The organism is Bacillus sp. DX3.1 (assembly GCF_030292155.1).
GTDB lineage: Bacteria > Bacillota > Bacilli > Bacillales > Bacillaceae_G > Bacillus_A.
The window spans coordinates 1,394,039-1,416,246 of sequence record NZ_CP128153.1 but is presented as its reverse complement, the minus strand read 5'-3'; the positions used below and the strand labels follow the sequence as shown (position 1 = coordinate 1,416,246).

The following is a 22,208-nucleotide window of genomic DNA, read 5'->3' as shown; positions in this document are numbered from 1 at the left end:
GCCACATTTTTTTAGTTTATTGGAAATGACGTTTATTTTATCCAAATTTAGCCAAAGATAACAATGAAAGGAGGTGCAAACAATGACATTACAATCTTTTATAATCGGTGCCCTTTCATTCCTAGCTTCCACACTGATTTTTTATACAGTTGGCTATATATTGCTAGTAGATTGGTTACCAAATCATATGTTTATCAGTCTTATTGTTCTTTCTGCTCTTATGATTTCCTATCTTATTACACGAAAATCGATGAGTGAACCGTCTGCAAAAACAAAATAATAGAGTGAGCCTTTTGGTTCACTCTATTTTTCATTTCCGAGGAAAGAGTTTGACTATCGCTGCAAATTCATTTTTTCGCCGTAATCTTTTACAATCTGGATTATATTTCGAAACGCCCCTACCTCTTCCCTTTTCTGATTGAATACTTTTAAATCATATTCATCATAATAGGTTTCTAGTGCTTTTATTTGTGAAGCAGATGCATCACTTACAGGCACAACAATATTCACTTCATATTGTTTATATCCCTCTTTTACTGATTCTCCACGTATAAGCTCACTTTTTTCCTTTCCAATCATCTTTTGTACTTTCGAAGGAAAGATTAATTGAAAATAATACGCCTCTTCTTTTTCTAATGTTTTATATAAAGGAGCCGAAATGGTATAAAATACGGTGTAACTCAGCTTATTTTCATGTGTTTTAATATGAAAACGAGTGATTTGAAGGTCTTTCTTTGTAACTTCTGTTAAAGGCGTAGCTTCTTCATCATCACTTGACTCTGGAGAAACTAGTGGAAGGAAAGAAAGTATTTTTTCTGTATCTGACTTCGTCAACATATACATCCCATTTTCGTCCTGCAACCATCCTTGACGAGATTCTCCGCGAAGCCATGCTCGATACATTTCCTTCTTCCCATTTTGCTGAATTTGAATTTCATATTCTGGTTCGCCAAAACTTCCTGTCACATTTTGTTTTTCAGCTTTCTTTATTAGCTCTACCACCGTTTTCGCTTCCTCATTTTTTAATACTTTTTCTACTTTCCCCTTTTTCCATATACTTACTTGTAAATTCCCCTCCATTACACTCACCGTCTCTTTTACTTGTTTTTTCGGCTGTTCTTTTTCCTTTCCTACTTGGTTACACGATGCCAATACAAAAAGTAATAAGAAAAGAAGCCACTTTTTTTTCATTTCTTTTTTCCTCCTATCTACCAATAAGAAAACCTTATTGTTCTTTCAAAAAAAACAAAAACGTAATCGATGTTGTAATGAGATATACTACATATGAAAGGAGGCTTTTCACATGCCTATTAATTTTCATGATGCCAACAATAAGTATACGTATGCATCGCGTAAGGCGGATTCATCTTGGCGTACAATGATTCAAGCAATAATTGATGTGAACGGTAAAAAGATAATTGATATTGGCTGTGGTGGCGGTATTTATACAAAAGAGCTCGCACTTATGGGGGCTCAGAAAGTCGTTGGGTTTGATTTTTCGAAAGAAATGCTACAAGCAGCAGAAGAAAATTGTGCAGCACTACAAAACATTTCTTTTATTCACGGCGATGCCCAGCATATTAATTTTCAGAATGAGACATTCGATGTTGTCATTTCTCGTGCTGTTATTCATCATTTACAAAACATCCCACAATTTTTACAAGAAGCCTCTCGCATCTTAAAGAAAGAGGGTTTGCTTATTTTCCAAGACCGTACAATTGAAGATTGTACGATTCCAGGGAGCCCAGAACATATTCGTGGGTATTTCTTTTCCGTCTATCCGCAGCTTATTCATACAGAAGAAAAACGAAGACCACAAACGGAACAGATACAGCTGTTATTAGAGCAAATCGGACTGCAACCACTTCCAGTTCAAACGATGTGGGAAGTTCGAAAAATTCACGATTCCATTGAAGCACTATTACAAGATTTATCCCCACGGACGGGCCGATCTATTCTACACGAATTATCCGACAATGAACTTTCTTCTCTTTTACATCACATTCGCTCTAAGCTTACAACAACAGGTCCTATTGCCGAGAAAGATCGCTGGACCATTTGGACAGCTATAAAAGAGTAAGGAAGCCTCACATTATATCGTGAGGCTTCCTTGTCTCATAATCTAACTTTACAACACTCTTGGTATCCCCCACTTCTAGCCTGTGCACTTCCACACTTTGAACATACTAGAAATCTAGATTTACTTGTCAACAAACTACCTTTATGAAAGAGTAACACTTCTGCTTGTTTAAACGAACGAGAATAATATAACCATATAAAACCACAAATAGCCATAATTCCAAACAATACACCCATCGCAAGCATTTCCGTCACCTCTTTTGGTTTGTTATTCCAGCAAGTGGATTGTTGTCTTATTCTCTATAGTGAACAGAAATTCCTGCTTTTTCGTACAAATTGTCATATTTATCAAAAAATTCAAATCATCATCACATACTCTTTACGTACTCTTTACAAAAGAATAAGTTGTCCTCCCCATACAATGAACATAACATCATAAATAAAAAATCTCTTTAACCTAAATTTATGAAATAGAGGAGTGACAATATGCCATATCGTTTCTCATTTATCATTTTGCTTGTTTATATGGTCGTTTCCGTTCTTTTTTCCCCTTTTCCCTCTACCGAAGTACAAGTACAAATAATCGGTCTTAATGATTTCCATGGTCAGTTAAATACGACTTCAAAGTTGCACGGAAAAGCGGTGGGACGCGCTGATTATGTAGCTGCCTATATTCAATCATATCGTGAAAAACAACCTAATACACTGCTTGTTCATACAGGAGATATGATCGGTGGAAGCCCACCAATTTCGGCACTTTTTCATGATGAACCAACGATGGAATTTTTAAACTATCTCAAGTTTGATGTTGGAACAGTTGGAAATCATGAATTTGATAAAGGCCCTGCCACACTACAACAATTAATCAGCGGTGATTCAATCACACAAGCAACGATGTTTTCTAGTAGCTCTTTTCCTTACGTATGTGCAAATGTAATCGATTCAAAAACGAAACAACTCCTCTTCCCTCCCTATACCATTAAATGGGTAGATGGTGTTCCCATCGCTTTTATTGGTGTTGTCACAAAAGATACTCCTTTTCTTACAATGCAAAGCAATATGTCATCCGTTCTTTTTTTAGATGAGGCCTCTTCTATTCATACATATGTACGACAGCTACAAAAGCAAGGTATTCATGCAATTGTTGTTCTTGCACATCTTGGCGGTACAACAAACAATATGAAAACAAACGGACCCTTAGCTGATTTAGCACGTCAGTTAGATGATGATGTCGATATTATTTTCGGTGGCCATTCTCACTCTTATATAAACGGGAATGTTAACGGTAAACTGCTTGTTCAAGCTTATTCATACGGAAAGGCTTTTTCAAATGTTACGGTTACCTTGAATCGAAAAACGAAAGAGATTACAAAAAAAGAAACAAACATCGTTCCTATCTATCAAGATGCAATCTCCTCTGATTCTCACATACAAACATGGATGGAGTCTTACGCTTCAAAAATTCGCTCTACTACGGAAGAAACGCTAGGAGAAACGGAACATACGTTAACACGAGATCAAAATGACGATGGAGAATCAAAATTAGGTACGCTTCTAGCTATCGCTCAGCGTCAAATTATGAAAACTGATATTGCTTTTGTAAATCCAGGAAGCATTCGTCACAACTTGAAAAAAGGTCTAATTACATGGGAGGATACATTCCTGATTCAACCATTTGGAAATACGTTAATTAAAATGGACTTGTCTGGAAAAGAGATTCGAAATGTCCTGCAAGAACAATGGAAAGAAGAAACGCGTATGCTACAAATTTCTGGAATCCACTATACTTGGAAAAACAAAATAATCCAATCCATTTCATTAGAAGATGGGACGCCTCTCCAAGAAGATCGAATATATTCTGTTACAGTCAATTCTTTTTTAGCAAATGGAGGAGATAAATTTATGACTTTTAAAACCGGGAGAAATCGCACTGAAGGCCCAACAGATCAAGAAGCATTCGCAAATTTCATTCGCTCCATTTCACGAATAGATACACTTCCTCAAAATTATATTCAAAAAACCTATTGACTCTCATAAAAAAACATGTGAAAATATTGTCAAAATACTTAAACAAAATTCATTGACGAGAACGAGTACGTTATAAAGCTGTTCCCCAGAGAGTTGGCGCTTTGCTGAAAGCCAACGTTCAGTGCGTAACCGAAAATCATCTCCGAGAAGTAGGGCTGAACAATGTAGTAAGTTCTTACCGGTTGTCCCCCGTTACACGGAACACGTATCATGTTGTACGTTGCAAAGCCGCATACATATAGATGTATTTCTACGTGTATGAACTAGGGTGGTATCGCGGGTAAATATAGCTCGTCCCTTTTTAAGGGGCGAGTTTTTTGTGTTCTTACAAATGAATTTTTACACAAGGAGGAAAAACAATGAACACTGTATCAAAAAAACATGTTTTTTTCACAGGACTTATGCTATTTTCTTTATTTTTTGGGGCAGGTAATTTAATTTTCCCTCCTATGCTTGGACAAAATGCCGGTGAACACTTTTGGCCGGCAATGATTGGATTTTTACTAACAGGCGTCGGCTTACCGTTATTAACAGTTATTGCAATCTCTCTTTCTGGTAATGGGATGCAGCAACTAGCAAGTCATGTCCACCCAGTATTCGGAATTTTATTTACAATTGTTGTATATGTTGCAATTGGCCCGTCTATGGGGATTCCACGTGTGGCTAACGTTGCATATGAAATGGGTGTTAGTTCATTTTTACCAACAGCAATACGTGCCAGCAGCTTAGCATTATTTGTTTATACGGTTGTTTTCTTTGCTATTGTATATTGGCTCAGCTTAAATCCTTCTAAGCTAGTAGATCGTATCGGGAATGTGTTAACACCTATTTTATTACTTTCTATTTTATTATTATTTATAAAAAGCGTGTTTACACCGCTTGGACAATCTGGTCCAGTAATGCAGGACTATCAAGCTTCTCCTATTTTTAAAGGATTTATGGAAGGCTATTTAACAATGGATACAATTTCGGCCCTTGCATTCGGAATTATCGTCGTGAATGCAATCCGTTCAAAAGGTGTAGAAGATCATAAAGCAATCGCACTTGCAACGACAAAAGCAGGACTTATTGCAGCTACAGGGTTAATACTTGTATATGTAGCACTCGGCTGGCTAGGTGTAACAAGTGTTTCTCTTGGATATGCAAAAAATGGTGGTCAATTATTAACTGCCATCGTTCAACAATTATTCGGTCCATATGGTCTTGCATTATTAGCACTCATCGTTACACTTGCTTGTTTAACAACATGCGTTGGGCTTGTAGCAGCATGTAGCCAATATTTCTCAACATTATTTGCAAAATTTTCATACAAAAGTCTCGCCGGTATAATTTGTACATTAGGACTGTTAGTAGCAAACTTAGGATTAACAAAAATCATCGCAATCTCTGTTCCAATTTTACTTGTTGTCTATCCAATTGCTATAGTACTCGTACTATTATCACTACTTCATAAATACTTTGGTGGTTATCGCTCTGTTTACGTTGGTGCTTTAATTGGTGCGGCAATGGTGAGTGTGTTTGATGGCTTTAAACAAGCAAATTTACCAGTAACATTCGTTACTTCTTACTTTGAATCTATCCCGTTTTATAATGAAGGAATTGGCTGGCTTTTACCAGCACTAGCTGGAGCAGTAATTGGTTTTGCAATTGCAAAAGTAACAGGTGCAAAACCAATACCCTTAACGGAAGAAGCTTCTGAATGCAAGGCTTCTTAATATAAAAAACTCCCGAGTTCGGGAGTTTTTTATATTTGGTAGGAATTATTCGTAAAACTGCCTACTTTATATGCTTTTGTATAGTACTCTAGATTTGTATCAACCATTTCTACCTTTACGACATCATAGCCATCGGTTTGTTTTATTAGAAATAAATAATGCTCTTCTGTTGCTTCAATAATTGCAATACAATCTGTCTCTACATCATATTGCTTCTTAAGTGCTTGCAACACGTTCACATAATTTCCTAACGTTTCTTTTTTACTCGTTTCAAATATTGTTTGAACTAACATACAATTTCCCCCTTTGTATGTACTGCCTCCAATTAAATGATAACGCTTTCAAAAAGGTGCGTCAATAAAAAAACTTCCACCTGTACATAGTATACATTCGATGGAAGTTTTGTTTCACTTCGTCAACTGATGACGAAATGCATAAATAACCGCCTGTGTACGATCACTTACGTTTAATTTATTTAAAATGTTGCTTACATGTGTCTTCACTGTTTTTAATGCAATAAATAACTCATCTGCAATTTCTTGGTTGCTCTTTCCTTCTGCAATTAATAATAAAATCTCAGACTCTCGTTCTGTTAAATCTTCGTGTAGAGGCTGCTCTTTCTTTTGACGCATACGTGACATCATTTTTCCGGTAACTTTCGGCTCTAGCACTGTTTCTCCGTGATATGTTGCCCGCACCGCATCAGCTATATCGCTTGCTCTTGATGTTTTTAATAAATAACTGGTTGCACCTGCTTCAATGACGGGGTATAGTTTTTCATCATCTAAAAAGCTTGTCACAACAACAATTTTTGCTTCCGGCCACTCTTGAATAATCGCACGCGTCGCCTCAACACCATCCATATCATCCATGACAAGATCCATTAAAATAATATCTGGTTTTAATGCTAATGCTAATTCTGAACCTTTTCTCCCGTTCTCCGCTTCTCCTACAACTTCAATATCCGGCTGCGTTGATAAATAAGCGGATACACCCATACGAACCATCTCATGATCATCAACAAGCAATACTTTAATCATGTTAGTCCTCCTCTCTTTCTATCATAAAGTGAAACTTTAATAATTTTGGATCTTACTATATGGATACAAATTAAAAAAACGACATAAAACCCTTCTTTTTAGGTGAGAGAGAGCATCCGACCATGCATAGAAGCGGTCAGATCCTTTTCCTGCCCAGACATAGTGAAAACAAAGAGAGAAAACGAGTGCAGAACACCTTTTGTTATCCATAGCCGCAGCTTATATGTCGAAAAATCAAAATGGATTTATATACCCGTTAATGCGGGATAAATGGTACTTTGACCTCAATTTGCGTTCCTTTATTTGGGAAACTTAGTACTTTTAAAGTTCCGCCAATTTCATGGACGCGCTCTTGCATAGACTGAAGACCATATGATCCAGCCTTATTGACACCTACTTCAAACCCAACGCCATCATCAATAATTTTTAAAATCGCATATTTATCAATTTGACGCAGCCGCACTTCTGTTTTCTTCGCTTTCGCATGTCGTAATGTATTGGACAACGCTTCTTGTACAATACGGAATAAGTGATCTTCTACACCTTTTTTCAATTGAATTGGCTCAATTAACCATTCAATTTTCATATGTTGTTTTCTTGAAAGCTCTGTTAATAATTCCTCGATACCTTCTGTTAATTTTTTGCCTTCTAATTGTACCGGACGTAGATGAAGCAACAATGCCCTCATTTCCGATTGCGCATTTACGACCATATTTTCAACAAGTTGCAACTGTTTTTGCGTCGTTTCTGGTATATGGGCCATCTGCTCATTAATAGCTGACATCATCATAGACATCGCAAAAAGCTGTTGACTGACTGAATCATGAAGCTCTCTAGCTAACCGATGTCGCTCTTGAGAAATGGCTTCTTGCCTCATCTCTTCATTCCAATGTGCTCGTTCGTTCGTTACCTTTTGAAATAATCCCGCTTGCTCCTCTAATCGCCTAGCAAGCACAATCACTTTTCGCTCTACCTCATGAAATTCATCTTCTGCAGTAAAAGAAACATCCTTTGGGAAATTCCCTCGTTCTACTTCAAATAAAAAGGTGGTTAAACCTTGAATACGCTGCTGCATATAATAGCCGATTGCATACCCAACAATTCCTCCAATGAGAAGACTCGTACTTATAATAAACAAGCCAATTGGAACAGAAGCAATGGATTCTTTCCATAACAAATCATATACATGTTGCTCGCTTTTCCATACATATATAATGGTACAAATGAGTGCAATGCTAACAGAAGATAACATAGAGTAGCGAATATACATCCATGAAATATTCTTTTGCTTTTTCATTATACTTTCCTCACTTCCGTATCGCCTACGATAAGCGAAGAAATAATTTTAATACGGCGAGGCGCTTCTTTATACTGTTCTGTTTTAAACGTCACATTTCGGTTAAAGCCTGTTTCTTCATGACCAGGAAGCAGAACTCTCCCAATAATAACAGAATGATTTAAAGATAGTTCAATATCATACGGAACATACAAACGGATATTACCAATAACACCTCGAATGACAATAACGGTTTCTCCTTCCGGAACCATTGCCGTCGTCAAATCAATTTCAACGTCACCGACTCCGTACTGGACATTAATATCTTCTAACTCATAAATATGATCCATCACTCGTACGTTACCAACCATCATATTCTTAAGATACGGTTCTGTTCGATAGATTTGTTTTTCTTCATCTATATATCCCTTTTCTTTAATCTCCACCTGTACAGTTTTTGGCTTCTGCTGACCTCGAATAAGCTGATGACCAATGAAAGCTAAGCAAGCAAATACAACGAGAACGAAGGCTGCTGATGAAAACAGAAAGAATAAGAAAATAAGTCCTCCGACAAATAAAAATACATTTCCTCTCACATATCGGTTCTTTTTTCGATAATGTCTTCCAAACATAATCATAATAAATGCAAAAATAAGGGCACCCGGCTCAAAATGTCCGAGAATCATATCAAGAAAAAGACCAAATCCAAATATGATGAGGAGCATCCCCACTAATTGTGTTTTTGAAAATTGTTTCTTCATTGCAGCTCCCCCTTCTTCATCACTTTAAATAGAAGAAAAAGGTATTGCTTTCCAACACCTTTTCTTCTATCACTATATCATAAGCTCGTTTTATAATGTACTACAATTATTTTATCGTTTCTTTTGTTAAAGTTACTTCATCTTTTTCCTTCATTTCACGCTCAAGTTTTGCAATTTTCATATCAAATGTATCACGTTCATGATCTTCATTCATACGTAACTCTAAATCATGAATATGATCTTCGATTTCTTCAAATCGTAAAAACGGGTTATTTTCATCCATTTTATGAAGTGCTGAATTCATACGGCGGTTCGCATGCGCCATATTTTCGCGAGCCATTAACTCCATACGTTTCGCATTCATTTCTTTTAATTTATTTTTCATTTGAGACAGGCGACGCTCTAATTCATCAATTTGCTCTACAACACCAGCATACATTTCTTCTAGGCGAGCAACTTGCCCTTCATAATATGCTACTTCTTCTAACGCACGTTCATGCAATTGCATTTCTCCTGCTTCTTGTGCGATTACAGCTTGCTTTGATCTTTTATTTACAAAATAACGCGCCTGCTCAAGCTCACGAGCAAAATTAGATTTTAATGTTTTATGACGCTCAATTAGCTTTTCAATTTTCGTTACTTCACGCTCACTATCACGTAAGTATTGATTTAACATCGCAATTGGATTTTTTCTTTCTTTTTCATCTAACACATTGTGAAAATCTGCAAGTATTGCATCGCGTACACGTCCGAATAAAGATTGTTTCATTATAATCTTCCTCTCTTCTACTATATTATTAGTTGATATTAGTTATTTTTCATTAATTTGTTCCACTCGTCTTCAAAGTTGCTATATGGTTTAGAACCTTCTGAAGTAGAATTTACTACTGTATCTTTTCCTTTTTTCCACTCACGGTATCCATAATATAGAACTACTAATGCTGCAATACCGATTAATGCTGGGGAATGAGATAAGGCGATTGACAGGCCGACTAAACCGACAATACCCCAAGCTAACTTTCCAAAAAATGATTGTGCTCGCACAAATGATTTATAGCTCCAGTACACAATCCCTGCTCCAATTGCGAATCCTACAATACCAGCAAGACTACCAAGAGCAATTAAAGCCAAAATACCGGCTGCGATAAACGCTAAAAACTGTTTCATCTTGTGCTTGCCTCCCTTCGATTTGATACTCTTATCTTAACTATTTTTTCGTTTTTTCATAACGAGCTTAAGAACCGTTTTCGACTCAGACTTAAGACCTATTCTGGGTCAGCCCTACATTAAAATGGCATATAAAGTAAAAATTTAATCAGTGGAGTTTTCTTTATCCCCAACTGATTATTAGCCCTCACCAATCGGGCTTTTACGAGCAGTTGACTCCTCACCTAACTTCTTTGCTTTTGCTAAATTTTGAGGAAGAGGGCGTACTGTCCGCAAATGGCGGGATAAAACAAACTGGAGAGCTAAAAATTTAGTGAATAGGTATGTAATGATTTTATTAAGCCTTATGAAATTCTTGTTGCATCCTATAATTAGGCATAGATAATAAAAGAGTACATATATAAAATAATTAAAGGGGGCAGCATATATTGAAAAAGAAGCAAATTCGTCCTGTAGAAATTGGTGATATCTATACAGTAATTTTACCTAATAATTGGTACGGAGCTGTTCGAGTGATAAATAGAATAAGTAATTCTACCTTGCTTGCGACAACTCCCTATTTAGATGTAGGCATCCCAAGCCTAGAAGATAAACGTTTATACAATATTTTGAAAGAAAATCGCTTTTTCTATGAAAGTGAACTTGCATTGTATTGGGTAGATGGAGATGTTCCATCAGACGCTATTTATCTTGGGAACATTCCTCTCTCAAATATAGAGAAGAAATTAACATGTTCTTCATATAGCGGCCAATGGGGCGAACATAACGGAATAGAAGTTTGGTATGAATGGCGCTGGAAACACGATAGAGCAAACTTTGAAAAAGAAATACGCGAAGAAGAAGAAAACATGCTACGTGAATGGCAAGAGCTACCACAGTCTCCCAAAGAAATGATGGAGGATTATACATTTTGGAAAATCATTTCCCTCTTAGATTGGAAATTACAAACCAAAGATGAATATGATGTATTAGAACCTGCCATCGAGGCATTATCCCTTATGAAAGTAAAAGATATAAAACAATTTCATGAATCTTTATCCTATAAATTGTATCTCTTAGATACAAGAGAGCATGCCAAACATATTGGCGCAGCCTCCTTTAGCAAAACAAAAGATGATTATGTTTCAGCCGATGTGTTCTTATATACACGATGTCTTGCAATCGCAAGAGGAAAAGATTTATTCGAAAAGGCTCTAACAGAACCGGTTTATATGCCAAAAGACGAAGAGTTTGAACCTCTACTATATCTAGCAGAAGAAGCATATATGCGAAGGATGAATAAAGAATTTAAATATGAAACAGGATGTGATTATGAATCCTTTTCAAATAAAGCAGGTTGGGAGTAAGTTTATACACTACATTGTAAATCAAAGAGCGATTCATAAAGAAAGAGGATGCCTTATACAAGACACCCTCTTTCTTTATGCTGTTTTATGATATTGCTTTTTTTCCGCCACCTTTGAAAACCGTGGGAAACCAATCAAAATTGAAACTATACCGCAAATCCCAACCAAGATTGGATAAAACGCATATGGTAACAATTCAATCGGTGACAATGCTGCAAATCCTGCCGCAGTTAACATTTGAGCACCATATGGAATTAGCCCCTGTACACAACATGAGAAAAGATCTAATACACTCGCTGATTTTCTTGGATCAATTTCGTACTGATCAGCAATATTTTTTGCAAGCGGACCAGTGAAAATAATAGAAATAGTGTTATTTGCTGTACACATATTTGTCAAACTCACTAAACCAGCAATTCCAAACTCTGCACCTTTTTTCGAACGAATATTACGTGTTAATGTATTCATTAAATATTGAATACCACCATTATATTGAATGATTTCAACCATTCCACCGATCAAAATTGCTAATAGCACTAACTCCATCATGCCATTAATTCCCGTTGTTACACTTTTAAAGAAGCTTGCCAGTGTGTAGCTACCATCAATAAGACCAATAATACCCGATAAAACTGTTCCGCCTGTTAATACAATAAGTACATTCCAGCCAAGTAACGCTGTAACAAGTACACCTGCATACGGTAAAATTTTCACCCAATCGAATGCATGAGCCTTTATTTCTGTATCATTTCCAATTGTTAACACAACCAACAGCACAACGGTAATAACCGCAGCTGGTAATACAATTAAAAAGTTTGTTTTAAATTTATCTTTCATCTCCGTTCCTTGCGAACGAACAGCAGCAATCGTCGTATCTGAAATAAAAGATAGATTATCACCGAACATCGCTCCACCAACAACTGTGGCCATCACAAGTGCCAATGAAATGTCTGTTTGCTCACTAACCCCCACTGCAATGGGTGCTAATGCAGCAATTGTTCCCATTGACGTTCCCATCGCTAGTGAAATAAATGAGCCAATAATAAAGATTCCAGCAACAATAAATCCTTGCGGTAAAACAGCAAGGGCTAGATTTACCGTCGATTCCACGCCGCCCATTCCTTTTGCAGTTTCAGAAAATGCTCCAGCAAGTACAAAAATTAATACCATAATCATAATATCCGGATTGCCAGCCCCTTTGGCAAAACGTTCAACTTTTGTTGTAAAACTTTCTTTTCGATTCATAGCTAACGCTGCCGCCACAGCAATTAAAATTGCTACAAGTATTGGCAATTTATAAAAATCGCCAGTAATAATTCCAGAACCAATGAATAGCGCTAAAAATATTCCAAGCGGTAATAATGCCCACCCATTTCCTCTCGTTTGTTTCAAAATAACATCCTCTCCCTATTTCTAAACCTTTTCTCTCTAACAACAAAAGACCTCTTCCGAAGAGAAGAGGTCTTATACATCTATAAGAAACACTCTCCTCATCTTTCAAGCATACACTTGCTGGATTTGGCACAGCACTCTATGATGAGTCCGCTGCCGAGGCATCGTAGGGCCAGTCCCTCCGCCTCTCTTTATAAGAAGGTTTCATATTTTATTTTTTGTAAGGAATTCTTTCCTAACTTTACTCGTTTACAAATCAAAAGTCAATTATTATTTCTATAAAAATAGTTGGTATTTTTTTGATATTTATACAAAATTACGAATACACCAAACATTTCATAGGATCAAACGTTACATTTCGTTTTTTGAATTTCTGTTTCTAAAACTGCAAACCAGGAAAGCGTTTCTTTTTTCATCGTCTCTATAAGCCATTTTGCCGTAGTCCAAGCTACATCATATTCTTCTTTAGAAACATCTTTATCCCTATATGCTTCCTCTAACTCATCTTCATCAAGCAAATATATATCACCATTCGGTAACAACACAACATCTAAATATAAATCATCGAAATAAGGCATTCCCCTTTCATCTATTTGATACTCTTTTGCAACATCAATATAATACTGCACAAGCTCTTTTTTTTCATTCAACATCGCTGTAATCGCAAAATTTTTCCCGTTTATAAAATACTGCATCCAAGTATAACCTGCATCTACAATACAAAGCTTCCGATCATTATATTGTTTATAACTAGGAGCCTTCACTTCATTCATATGTAGTATACCTAGCATCCCCTCTTGTACCTGTTTCACCGAATATGTTTTATCTATTAACCGTTCCCATGAAGATCCATCTCCATATTTCCTTTTCATCACACTACAACCCCTTTTCTATACAGAAAAGCCCCCACGTCTTCCGTGAGGGCTCTATCATTCATTAAGCTGCTTGTTTCTCTGAAATTTCTTTAAAATAAGCTTGTCCTTTTTCTTCATCATATTGACCTTCCCACTTAGACATAACAACAGCTGCTAATGAGTTACCAACTACGTTAACTGCTGTACGTGCCATATCGAGAATACGGTCAATACCAGCGATAAATGCTAAACCTTCTGCTGGAATACCTACTGTACCAAGCGTTGCTAATAATACAACGAACGATACACCCGGTACACCCGCAATTCCTTTAGATGTTACCATTAACACAAGCATTAATGTAAGTTGCTCTGTAATGGACAAATCAATACCATACATTTGCGCTAAGAAAATAGCCGCAATTGCTTGATATAATGTTGATCCGTCTAAGTTAAATGAATAACCTGTTGGAATAACGAAAGATGCTACGGCTTTTGGACAACCGAATTTCTCCATCTTTTCCATAATCTTCGGCAAAACCGTCTCTGAGCTTGCTGTAGAATATGCTAAAATAAGCTCGTCTTTTAAAATCTTAAAGAATTGGAAAATATTAATTCCAAATAGTTTCGCTGTCAGCCCTAATACAACAACAACGAAGAAAATCATTGATCCATACACCACAATAACTAACTTTCCAAGTGGAATTAATGATGCTATACCAAACTTAGAAACCGTTACACCAATTAACGCAAATACACCAAACGGTGCAAATTTCATCACTTGGTTTGTAACATAAAACATCGAATCAGCTACACCTTGGAAAAATTGAAGAACTGGTTTTCCTCTTTCCCCAATCGCTGCAACTCCTAAACCAAATAATACGGAGAAGAAAATAATCGCAAGCATATCACCGTCTGCTAACGACTTCATAATATTCGTTGGGACAATATTCACAAATGTATCTGCAAATGAATGACTCTGCACTTGCTCTGTTGTCGCTGTATATTTAGAAATATCAGTCTTTGTTAATTCATCCATATTCACGCCTTTTCCTGGTTGGAAAATATTCGCTATCAATAAACCAAGAGCGATGGCGATAGTTGTAATAATTTCAAAATAAAGGATCGTTTTTCCACCTAATCGACCAAGTTTCTTTACATCACCTACGCCAGCTACACCAACAACGATACTAGCTACCACAATAGGTACAACAATCATTTTAATTAAACGAATGAAGATGTCACCAATTGGTTGTAAATACCCTGCAACTGTGTCATTTCCATAAAAGATTGCTCCCACTGCAATACCAAGTGCAAGCCCTATTAAAATTTGCCACGCAAGTCCAATTCTTTTCATACTTGCAGCAACCCCCTTCTCAGATGTTTATATCTCTATATTTTTTAAAGATATTATGAAATAAAGAAAATAAGAGTATTGTATATTATTCGACAATTCCCTACATTTTCTCCCCTGTTAAAAATGATAAATCAAAAAATGAAATCTGACAACAAAATAAGTTTGTCTGAATACAAATAATTTTCTTGACAAAGATAAACCTCATGTCAGAAAACCTAACATGAGAACGATTCCATGTGTTATATATCAACTTTTTTTCATCCATTCAATTCTAACACAGTAATCAACATAATATGCGGAAATAACCGTAATTCCAACAATTCACAGTATATTTATAAAGTTTTCTTTACATTATTATTACAACAATAGACATCGTTCTTCTTCTTATGATATATACATCATAGGGAAAGGAGCTAGACACCTATGAAAAAGAAATTTGTAGCTTTTAGTGTATTGGCAGCAGGAACTCTTCTTGTTTCTCCATTGCTTTCACCAGCATACGCAGAAACAAGTCAAGATAAATTATCGAACATTCAAACCGAATTAGAGGGTAACCAACAAGAATTACATACTAAATCAGCAGAGAAAGAACAGATTGAAAAAGAAATACAAGAATTACAAAAAAAAATCGACGAATTAACAAATTCTATCAATAAAAATGAAGCTGATTTGAACACTACAAAAAAAGAAATTAGTACAACACAAAAAATGATTACCGAGAAAAAGAAACATATCGAGCAATTACAAACACAAATCGACACACGTCAAGATGTAATCAAACAACGCTTGCAATCCATGCAAGAAAAGCCGCGTACAAATATCGTGACAGAAGTATTGATAAACTCAAATAACTTCGCAGACCTCATTGAAAATATGTATTCTGTCAGTTTAATTTTAAATAACGATACAGACATCGTAAAAAAACAAACAGACGATCAAGAGACTGTAAAAACAGAAAAAGAAGCTATTGAAAAGAAAGAACAACAACTGAAAGAATCCGAACAAAAATTACAACAACAACAACAAGAACTACAAGCAAATCAACAACAACAACAAACACTAATTAACGATTTGCACGCCAAAGTATTAAAAGTAGATTCTGAAATTGAAAGTTTAGAAGAATCAAAAGAAATTTTAGAAAATCAACGTCAAGCCGTTCAAAAAGCAATTGAAGAAGAAAAACGTGCGGAAGAAGCTCGTAAAGCGGAAGAAATCAAAAAAGCAGAATCTCAAAAACAAGCTGCACAACCCGCTTCAGCAGCTTCTACTCCAGCTACAACACCGCAGGACGGAAACAAGAGTGGGTTTATTAAACCAGCTGCAGGAGGATTTTCTTCAGGATTTAACGACCCTTCCCGTGGTCATCATGCAGGCTTAGATATCGCAGCTTCTGGTACAGTACCAATTATCGCAGCCGCTGATGGTGTCGTAATCCGCTCTGATATGTCATCCAGTTACGGTAATGTTGTGTACTTATCACACCGTATGAACGGCAAAACATACACAACTGTATATGCTCATATGAGTAGCCGCTCTGTATCTGTTGGACAAACAGTAACACAAGGACAACAATTAGGCTTTATGGGTAATACTGGTCAGTCTACCGGACAGCATTTGCATTTCGAAATCCATATTGGCGAATGGAATGTTGGTAAAACAAACGCAGTAGATCCGGCACCTTATATTTAACTGTATTAAAAACTCGGCACATGCCGAGTTTTTAATTTTGCATAGAAACAACGATAAGGTGAAACCTTAATTAGCGGGGTTTTCTTCATCCCCCACTGATTATTAGCCCCGGCCTAACCTGCCAAATTTTGAGGCCGAGGTATTACTGCCTGCAAGCGGGATAAAACAAGATGCCAAAACAGAGTCTCTTACTAGCTATTTACGCGATGTTGAACTTCTCAATTCTCTTTTAAAAAAGAAAGAATTTTCTGTAAAATATATAATAAGTGAATCATCACCCATTATATATTTTACAGGATAAGGAGAGATAAACTTGAAGATTGGAGACACATTTACTACAAAAAGAACCTTTCACAAAGAAGAAATATTACAATTCGCACTACTTTCTGGTGATTAGGGACGACACCATATGGAACCAGATGAAAATGGACGTTACATGGTTCATGGTTTATTGACAGCCAGTATCGGGACAAAAATCGGCGGAGATTTACATTATATTGCACGGGAAATGAATAATGAATTTATTAGACCTGTCTTTACGGACGATACGATTACTTGCGAGCTTACAATCACTGAAGTTACATCAATGGAAGGATACGAAAAAATTTCTATAGCGTTCATATACAAAAATCAACATGGAAAAGATGTTTTAATTGGAACAAGTAAAGGTATTATTAGAAGCTCTTAATCCTCATCTTCCTTCATTTTTAACACTTTGTAGGCATTTTACATAGACTAAAACAAAATGCCTATTCATCTGGGGGGAGACACATGAATACAGAACTACAAGAAGTAATAAAAGAGGCAAGAGAAACATATATCGGCCGACTATTTACGTTTGGTGGTTCAACTATATTTTTAATCGGTTCCTTCATCGCAGTTGTTACAGCTTATAAAACATATAATCGTTTATTAAAAACACCTACATCACAATAAAGTGAAACTTTAATCAGTGGGATTTTCTTCATATCCCACTGATTATTAGCCCTCGCGAATAGCGGGATAAAATAAAAAGGCAGGGAATCCCCCCTCGCCTTTTTATTTTGCGAAAACCTTAAATATACCAATTGCATTTAAAAATACAATGACTACTGTTATCGGAATAATATAACGTAGTAAGAAAAACCAAATGTTAAATAATGTTTTCCCCTTCGTTTCTGTAACCTCTAATTCCTTCATCAGTAACTCTTTACTCATTTTATTCGGTACAAATAATGAGATTGCTAGTACCCCTAACGGAAGTAATACATTACTTACCGCAAAATCTACTAAGTCAAAAAATGTCTTTCCGAATACTTTTACATCACTCATCACACCAAAGGATAATGCAGCTGGAATTCCAACCGCAAAAATCAGTAATCCAATAATAAACGATGCAGAAGGACGTTTCTTCTCATTATCTTTCGCTACAGAAGCTACAACAATTTCAAGCATAGAAATTGCAGAAGTTAATGTTGCAAAGAAGAATAAAATTAAAAACATAATAAAGAAAAACTGTCCAAATGGAATTTTCGCAAACACAGCTGGAAGAACAATAAATAGTAAACCAGGTCCTTCTGTCGGCTTCACACCTAGAGCAAAAATAGCTGGGAAGATTGCTAACCCTGCAAGTACTGTAATAAACACTGTTAAACTTACAATAGATGTTGCCGATTTTGCTAAATGCTCTTCTTTCTTTAAATACGAACTATACGTTACCATAACCGATGCTCCCACTGTTAACGAAAAGAACGATTGTCCCATCGCATATAAAACAGTATCAGCTGTTAACTTCGTAAAATCAGGTTTTAAGAAAAACTCAACTCCGGCCCATGCCCCCTCTAACGTAAGAGCACGAATAATGATCGCAATAAATAAAATAAATAAGAGCGGCATCATATACTTACTAGCTTTTTCAATTCCCTTTTCTACACCTTTACTTACAACAAAGATAGTACAAAGCATAAATATCAGTTGCGCTCCTACTGCACTCGCTGGGTTTGAAATGGTTTGCTCAAACAATTTTCCATATTCAACTGTTCCACTCCAGAAATTACCTGTCACGCTATAATATAAATATAATAAGATCCAACCACCAACAACACTATAAAAGGATAATACACTAAAGCAGGTTACAACACCCATACGACCAATCCATGGATATAATTTGCTATTCGGCACTAACATTTTATATGCAGTAACTGCTTCTTTCTGTGTACTACGACCAATGACAAACTCTGCTAAAAGAAGGGGCATACCGATAAATAAAGTTAATAATAAAAAGACTAGAAAAAACGCTCCCCCTCCACCATTACCTGCAACGTATGGAAACTTCCATATTGCACCAAGTCCTACTGCGGCTCCGGCTGCTGCGAGTACAAAACCAATTTTCGACGTCCATTGCTGTGTTTCTTTCATTGTCTATTCTCCTTTTCTGAATTTTTCCACCTTTCACAATTATACACTTTCATTTCATACTCGCCCACCTCCTTTAAAATAAAAAAAGTCCCCTACACGCATTTCTGCATGTAGAGGACGATATATGTAATATAATACCGTGGTACCACCTCAATTGGATAAAAACAATCCCACTTTTTCAGGTACGGGAAAAAGTCCGATACCCTATCCTTTTAACGGCGGAACCCGGGTTGCCTACTAAACAGTTCAGCATACCTCTCGCAAGCCCATTCAGTATATTTTATCGTACCGGGCTCACACCTTACCCCAGCTCTCTGAACGCATCCAATATACGTACTTTTCTTGCTCATCGATTTCATGTATTGAAGTCACTTGTGATTATAGAGTAGATTACTATATTTGTAAAGAAGAATTTCATTTATATAAATACAAATTAAAAACCGACATAAAACCCTTCTTTTTAGATGGGAGAGAGCATCCAGCCATGCATAGAAGCGGTCAGATCCTTTTTCTGCCCAGACATAGTGAAAACAAAGAGAGAAAATGAGTGCACGTCACCTTTTGTTATCCATAGCCGCGGCTTATATGTCGAAAAATCAAAATGGATTTATATATATTTCCTACATAAACAAGTGTACATTTTTAATACGTCAAATATCATATACATGTAATAGCCTTCTATTATACGATAATTCTTTCATCTAACTCTTGTAAAAACGTTACCCTTTTTTGCTGATTTTGAATATACTCAGATTTCAACACTTCTTGTAATAAAATATTCTGTTGTCTTTTTTCTAGAGACAATTGCTTCACTTTCATTCTTACTTCATATAAAAAATCAAGATAATCTTCATACGCCTCATCGTATTTCGCTGCGATATCATCACGAATTTTTTTCGCAAGCTTCGGACTTGCACCTCCAGTAGAAACGGCGACATTAAGTTTTCCGCGATGGATAGTCGCTGGAAAATGCACATTCCCGCTTTTTGGATTGGTAATTACATTGACGAGCTGATTTGACGATGCCTCTTGTGCGATACGTTCATTTAATAATGGATCGCTTGTAGCTGCCACTACTAAAAATGCGCTTTCTAAGTCACTTTTCGCATACTCTTTTTGAAACCAACGAATCTGTTTCGCTTCGACAAGCTTTACTAAACTTGCATCTAGTTCACGACTCACTACAACTATATTCGCTCCTTCTTTAAATAAAGGAGCTATTTTAAACGACGCGACTCGACCACCGCCAATTACAACGACATGTTTATTTTTAATTCGTACTGTAAGTGGATACACACTCATCTCCCCTTAATATTTCTTCTGTTTTTTGAATCAGCATTTCTTGAAATACAAGATTCTTTCCTAAATAAGGACTTATATATATATTAGACTGATTATATTTACGAACTTCTCGTTCAATATGTTTCATTAATAGCCCTGTAAATAACAAGTAAGGCAGAACTACAATCTTCTCATTCTCTCTTTCCACAACTTCCTTTAATTGTTCCTCAAATCGAGGCTCTACTGCCGCCAAATAACACACTTCTACTTTACTGACTTTCACTTCTTTTTCAAACATTGAAGCAATATGCTGCATATCCTGTAACGTTTGTGGATCACTACTTCCTCTCGCAACGAGCAGGAGGGTCACTCCATTTTCAAACTCATTGATACCACTTCCTTCATACGTAGCCGACACAAGTGATTGTGACACACCAAATGGGTTTCCATATGTAATAGAAATATGAGGATAACTGCTTTGGAATCTTTTTAACTCTTGCGGTATATCCTCTTTCACATGACCTGCTGCTAATAAAAAGACAGGAACAACAATAACTTCTGTTGCTCCTCCTCTAATGCAAGCAGCAAAGCCTTCACTAATAGAAGGCTTTGCTAACTCTAAAAAACATAGTTCTTGAATAGGGGCTGATACCCGTTTCATACAAGAAGATACAAAAGTTACTGCTTCCTCTTTTGCCGCTTGCAGTCTACTTCCATGGCATATATATAACACTGCCTTCATTTTATAGTACTCCACTTACTGGATACGTATTTTCAATTTTTTGTTCAAACCAATGAATTTTTTCACGGAAACGGACAACTTCCCCAATTACAATCATACTCGGATTTTGAATATTCTCTTTTCCAGAAATTGCAACAATTGTTCCTAGCGTTCCTGTAATTGTTCGCTGAGATGAGGTAGTACCCCACTCAACAATAGCAACTGGTGTTTCTTCTCCTTTTCCATATTTCAAAAGCTGCTCACATATGTAAGGAAGATTGCTTACTCCCATATAAACAGCAAGTGTATCCACACCCTTTGCTAGGTTTTCCCATTTCACCTCTTCTTCAGCACCATCTTTACGATGCCCTGTCACAACAGCAAAGCTTGCACTCGCTTCCCTGTGCGTAACAGGAATACCAGCATATGCAGAGGCGGCAATACCAGCTGTAATACCAGGTACAATTTCAAATGGAATACCATACTTCGCTAACACTTCCGCTTCTTCACCGCCTCTACCAAACACAAATGGATCTCCTCCTTTTAACCTTGTAACAACTTTTCCTTTTTTTGCATATTTCACTAGAAAAGCGTGAATTGTTTCTTGTTTCATCGTGTGATAATTTGGTAGTTTTCCGCAATAAATTAAATCTGCTTCTGGTTTTGCGTACGAAAGCAGCTCTTTATTGACAAGTCGGTCATATAAAATAACATCAGCTTGCTGAATGCACTTTACTCCTTTTACAGAAATTAAATCCGGATCCCCTGGTCCCGCCCCAACAATATATACTTTTCCCATCATCTCTCCTCATTTCTACGATAAAGTGAAATTCCCATCAGTCGGGAGCTTCATCCCCCACTGATGGTTAGTTAAACCAATCGGGCACTTACGGGCAGTTATCTCCTATTCATGAATTACAAATGCCGCACCTTTTCGAATCTTCTTTTTTTCATATAGAGAGATTTCTTTCACTTCTGGCAACGGTAAAAAATATTTCTCTAATTCGACTTCCACAAGCCTAAATGCTTGTTCTTCACTTTGTGCAACTACCACTACAGGAACAACAGCGTTTTCTAACACAACTTCAAAACGATATAAATCCATATT

General features: G+C 36.5%; 23 protein-coding genes, 1 pseudogene, 1 riboswitch and 2 other annotated features. Of the genes and pseudogenes, 8 read left to right on the top strand and 16 right to left on the bottom strand.

Translation table 11 applies throughout. From position 1 onward, the window contains the following. The first annotated feature begins 82 nt into the window (after positions 1-82). Positions 83-280, top strand: a complete 198-nt coding sequence (locus tag QRE67_RS07075; RefSeq protein WP_286124194.1) for a hypothetical protein — start codon at positions 83-85, stop codon at positions 278-280. A gap of 53 nt (positions 281-333) precedes the next feature. On the opposite strand, the gene QRE67_RS07070 is transcribed toward QRE67_RS07075, so the two are convergent. Next, complete coding sequence (locus QRE67_RS07070) at positions 334-1,191, bottom strand: YhfM domain-containing protein (protein ID WP_286124193.1); 858 nt, start codon at positions 1,189-1,191, stop codon at positions 334-336. A 112-nt stretch (positions 1,192-1,303) separates the two neighbouring features. Between QRE67_RS07070 and QRE67_RS07065 the strand changes: the two genes are divergently transcribed. Then, the gene (locus tag QRE67_RS07065; RefSeq protein ID WP_286124192.1) at positions 1,304-2,080 is read left to right on the top strand and encodes a class I SAM-dependent methyltransferase; all 777 of its coding nucleotides are present in this window, start codon (positions 1,304-1,306) and stop codon (positions 2,078-2,080) included. A 35-nt stretch (positions 2,081-2,115) separates the two neighbouring features. Here QRE67_RS07065 and QRE67_RS07060 read toward each other — a convergent pair whose 3' ends face one another. Next, complete coding sequence (locus QRE67_RS07060; RefSeq protein ID WP_286124191.1) at positions 2,116-2,325, bottom strand: hypothetical protein; 210 nt, start codon at positions 2,323-2,325, stop codon at positions 2,116-2,118. A 240-nt stretch (positions 2,326-2,565) separates the two neighbouring features. Between QRE67_RS07060 and QRE67_RS07055 the strand changes: the two genes are divergently transcribed. Beyond that, positions 2,566-4,107: a bifunctional metallophosphatase/5'-nucleotidase gene (locus QRE67_RS07055; protein ID WP_286124190.1), complete on the top strand. Its 1,542-nt coding sequence runs from the start codon at positions 2,566-2,568 to the stop codon at positions 4,105-4,107. Positions 4,108-4,150: 43 nt separating this feature from the next. After that, positions 4,151-4,409 (top strand) — a binding site (T-box leader). A gap of 57 nt (positions 4,410-4,466) precedes the next feature. Next, on the top strand, positions 4,467-5,822 hold the full coding sequence (gene brnQ3 / locus QRE67_RS07050; RefSeq protein WP_286124189.1) for a branched-chain amino acid transport system II carrier protein BrnQ3: 1,356 nt from the start codon (positions 4,467-4,469) through the stop codon (positions 5,820-5,822). A gap of 29 nt (positions 5,823-5,851) precedes the next feature. Here the strand turns inward: brnQ3 and QRE67_RS07045 are convergent, their stop codons facing one another. The 6 genes from QRE67_RS07045 to QRE67_RS07020 all read right to left on the bottom strand — a co-directional run bounded on the left by QRE67_RS07045 (position 5,852) and on the right by QRE67_RS07020 (position 10,066). Next, on the bottom strand, positions 5,852-6,115 hold the full coding sequence (locus tag QRE67_RS07045; RefSeq protein WP_286124188.1) for a DUF3992 domain-containing protein: 264 nt from the start codon (positions 6,113-6,115) through the stop codon (positions 5,852-5,854). A gap of 114 nt (positions 6,116-6,229) precedes the next feature. Then, positions 6,230-6,862: a response regulator gene (locus QRE67_RS07040; protein ID WP_286124187.1), complete on the bottom strand. Its 633-nt coding sequence runs from the start codon at positions 6,860-6,862 to the stop codon at positions 6,230-6,232. A 256-nt stretch (positions 6,863-7,118) separates the two neighbouring features. Next, complete coding sequence (locus QRE67_RS07035) at positions 7,119-8,159, bottom strand: sensor histidine kinase (RefSeq protein ID WP_286124186.1); 1,041 nt, start codon at positions 8,157-8,159, stop codon at positions 7,119-7,121. Then, positions 8,159-8,899: a cell wall-active antibiotics response protein LiaF gene (liaF, locus tag QRE67_RS07030; RefSeq protein WP_286124185.1), complete on the bottom strand. Its 741-nt coding sequence runs from the start codon at positions 8,897-8,899 to the stop codon at positions 8,159-8,161. The genes QRE67_RS07035 and liaF overlap by 1 nt, the downstream gene beginning before the upstream one ends. A gap of 106 nt (positions 8,900-9,005) precedes the next feature. Next, the gene (locus QRE67_RS07025; protein WP_286124184.1) at positions 9,006-9,668 is read right to left on the bottom strand and encodes a PspA/IM30 family protein; all 663 of its coding nucleotides are present in this window, start codon (positions 9,666-9,668) and stop codon (positions 9,006-9,008) included. A 38-nt stretch (positions 9,669-9,706) separates the two neighbouring features. After that, positions 9,707-10,066 (bottom strand): lmo0954 family membrane protein, encoded by a 360-nt coding sequence (locus QRE67_RS07020; RefSeq protein WP_286124183.1) that lies wholly within the window; start codon positions 10,064-10,066, stop codon positions 9,707-9,709. Positions 10,067-10,494: 428 nt separating this feature from the next. Between QRE67_RS07020 and QRE67_RS07015 the strand changes: the two genes are divergently transcribed. Next, complete coding sequence (locus tag QRE67_RS07015; RefSeq protein WP_286124182.1) at positions 10,495-11,412, top strand: DUF4240 domain-containing protein; 918 nt, start codon at positions 10,495-10,497, stop codon at positions 11,410-11,412. Positions 11,413-11,487: 75 nt separating this feature from the next. On the opposite strand, the gene QRE67_RS07010 is transcribed toward QRE67_RS07015, so the two are convergent. The 3 genes from QRE67_RS07010 to gltP form a co-directional block, all read right to left on the bottom strand. After that, positions 11,488-12,804 (bottom strand): Na+/H+ antiporter NhaC family protein, encoded by a 1,317-nt coding sequence (locus tag QRE67_RS07010; protein ID WP_286124181.1) that lies wholly within the window; start codon positions 12,802-12,804, stop codon positions 11,488-11,490. A 95-nt stretch (positions 12,805-12,899) separates the two neighbouring features. Further along, positions 12,900-13,004: riboswitch (SAM riboswitch) on the bottom strand. A gap of 144 nt (positions 13,005-13,148) precedes the next feature. Further along, on the bottom strand, positions 13,149-13,676 hold the full coding sequence (locus QRE67_RS07005) for a ribonuclease FAU-1 family protein (protein WP_286124180.1): 528 nt from the start codon (positions 13,674-13,676) through the stop codon (positions 13,149-13,151). Between the two features lie 64 nt (positions 13,677-13,740). Beyond that, positions 13,741-15,012 (bottom strand): glutamate/aspartate:proton symporter GltP, encoded by a 1,272-nt coding sequence (gltP, locus tag QRE67_RS07000; RefSeq protein ID WP_286124179.1) that lies wholly within the window; start codon positions 15,010-15,012, stop codon positions 13,741-13,743. Positions 15,013-15,435: 423 nt separating this feature from the next. Between gltP and QRE67_RS06995 the strand changes: the two genes are divergently transcribed. The 3 genes and pseudogenes from QRE67_RS06995 (at position 15,436) to QRE67_RS06985 (ending at position 17,637) form a co-directional block, all read left to right on the top strand. Next, complete coding sequence (locus QRE67_RS06995; RefSeq protein WP_286124178.1) at positions 15,436-16,701, top strand: murein hydrolase activator EnvC family protein; 1,266 nt, start codon at positions 15,436-15,438, stop codon at positions 16,699-16,701. A 307-nt stretch (positions 16,702-17,008) separates the two neighbouring features. After that, positions 17,009-17,389: pseudogene (locus QRE67_RS06990) on the top strand (hotdog family protein). A gap of 83 nt (positions 17,390-17,472) precedes the next feature. After that, a complete protein-coding gene (locus QRE67_RS06985) occupies positions 17,473-17,637 on the top strand; it encodes a hypothetical protein (protein WP_286124177.1) in 165 nt (54 codons plus the stop codon). 102 nt (positions 17,638-17,739) lie between these two features. On the opposite strand, the gene QRE67_RS06980 is transcribed toward QRE67_RS06985, so the two are convergent. The 5 genes from QRE67_RS06980 to QRE67_RS06960 form a co-directional block, all read right to left on the bottom strand. Next, positions 17,740-19,098 (bottom strand): sodium-dependent transporter, encoded by a 1,359-nt coding sequence (locus tag QRE67_RS06980; RefSeq protein ID WP_286124176.1) that lies wholly within the window; start codon positions 19,096-19,098, stop codon positions 17,740-17,742. 110 nt (positions 19,099-19,208) lie between these two features. After that, positions 19,209-19,457 (bottom strand) — a binding site (T-box leader). Positions 19,458-19,779: 322 nt separating this feature from the next. Beyond that, positions 19,780-20,394 carry an NAD(P)-binding protein gene (locus QRE67_RS06975; RefSeq protein ID WP_286124175.1) on the bottom strand — a complete coding sequence of 205 codons (615 nt, stop codon included), beginning with the start codon at positions 20,392-20,394 and terminating at the stop codon, positions 19,780-19,782. Continuing rightward, complete coding sequence (locus QRE67_RS06970) at positions 20,369-21,121, bottom strand: sirohydrochlorin chelatase (RefSeq protein WP_286124174.1); 753 nt, start codon at positions 21,119-21,121, stop codon at positions 20,369-20,371. Before QRE67_RS06970 ends, QRE67_RS06975 begins: the two co-directional genes overlap by 26 nt. A 1-nt stretch (position 21,122) precedes the next feature. Beyond that, positions 21,123-21,899 carry a uroporphyrinogen-III C-methyltransferase gene (cobA, locus tag QRE67_RS06965; protein WP_286124173.1) on the bottom strand — a complete coding sequence of 259 codons (777 nt, stop codon included), beginning with the start codon at positions 21,897-21,899 and terminating at the stop codon, positions 21,123-21,125. Between the two features lie 105 nt (positions 21,900-22,004). Continuing rightward, positions 22,005-22,205, bottom strand: a complete 201-nt coding sequence (locus QRE67_RS06960; protein ID WP_286124172.1) for a DUF3906 family protein — start codon at positions 22,203-22,205, stop codon at positions 22,005-22,007. Positions 22,206-22,208: the final 3 nt, after the last annotated feature.

Bases quoted from the DNA above. Each gene is read 5' to 3' on its own strand.
- QRE67_RS07075 (WP_286124194.1), top strand. From the start codon at position 83: ATGACATTACAATCTTTTATAATCGGTGCCCTTTCATTCCTAGCTTCC.
- QRE67_RS07070 (WP_286124193.1), bottom strand. From the start codon at position 1,191: ATGAAAAAAAAGTGGCTTCTTTTCTTATTACTTTTTGTATTGGCATCG.
- QRE67_RS07065 (WP_286124192.1), top strand. From the start codon at position 1,304: ATGCCTATTAATTTTCATGATGCCAACAATAAGTATACGTATGCATCG.
- QRE67_RS07060 (WP_286124191.1), bottom strand. From the start codon at position 2,325: ATGCTTGCGATGGGTGTATTGTTTGGAATTATGGCTATTTGTGGTTTT.
- QRE67_RS07055 (WP_286124190.1), top strand. From the start codon at position 2,566: ATGCCATATCGTTTCTCATTTATCATTTTGCTTGTTTATATGGTCGTT.
- brnQ3 (WP_286124189.1), top strand. From the start codon at position 4,467: ATGAACACTGTATCAAAAAAACATGTTTTTTTCACAGGACTTATGCTA.
- QRE67_RS07045 (WP_286124188.1), bottom strand. From the start codon at position 6,115: ATGTTAGTTCAAACAATATTTGAAACGAGTAAAAAAGAAACGTTAGGA.
- QRE67_RS07040 (WP_286124187.1), bottom strand. From the start codon at position 6,862: ATGATTAAAGTATTGCTTGTTGATGATCATGAGATGGTTCGTATGGGT.
- QRE67_RS07035 (WP_286124186.1), bottom strand. From the start codon at position 8,159: ATGAAAAAGCAAAAGAATATTTCATGGATGTATATTCGCTACTCTATG.
- liaF (WP_286124185.1), bottom strand. From the start codon at position 8,899: ATGAAGAAACAATTTTCAAAAACACAATTAGTGGGGATGCTCCTCATC.
- QRE67_RS07025 (WP_286124184.1), bottom strand. From the start codon at position 9,668: ATGAAACAATCTTTATTCGGACGTGTACGCGATGCAATACTTGCAGAT.
- QRE67_RS07020 (WP_286124183.1), bottom strand. From the start codon at position 10,066: ATGAAACAGTTTTTAGCGTTTATCGCAGCCGGTATTTTGGCTTTAATT.
- QRE67_RS07005 (WP_286124180.1), bottom strand. From the start codon at position 13,676: ATGAAAAGGAAATATGGAGATGGATCTTCATGGGAACGGTTAATAGAT.
- gltP (WP_286124179.1), bottom strand. From the start codon at position 15,012: ATGAAAAGAATTGGACTTGCGTGGCAAATTTTAATAGGGCTTGCACTT.
- QRE67_RS06995 (WP_286124178.1), top strand. From the start codon at position 15,436: ATGAAAAAGAAATTTGTAGCTTTTAGTGTATTGGCAGCAGGAACTCTT.
- QRE67_RS06985 (WP_286124177.1), top strand. From the start codon at position 17,473: ATGAATACAGAACTACAAGAAGTAATAAAAGAGGCAAGAGAAACATAT.
- QRE67_RS06980 (WP_286124176.1), bottom strand. From the start codon at position 19,098: ATGAAAGAAACACAGCAATGGACGTCGAAAATTGGTTTTGTACTCGCA.
- QRE67_RS06970 (WP_286124174.1), bottom strand. From the start codon at position 21,121: ATGAAGGCAGTGTTATATATATGCCATGGAAGTAGACTGCAAGCGGCA.
- cobA (WP_286124173.1), bottom strand. From the start codon at position 21,899: ATGGGAAAAGTATATATTGTTGGGGCGGGACCAGGGGATCCGGATTTA.
- QRE67_RS06960 (WP_286124172.1), bottom strand. From the start codon at position 22,205: ATGGATTTATATCGTTTTGAAGTTGTGTTAGAAAACGCTGTTGTTCCT.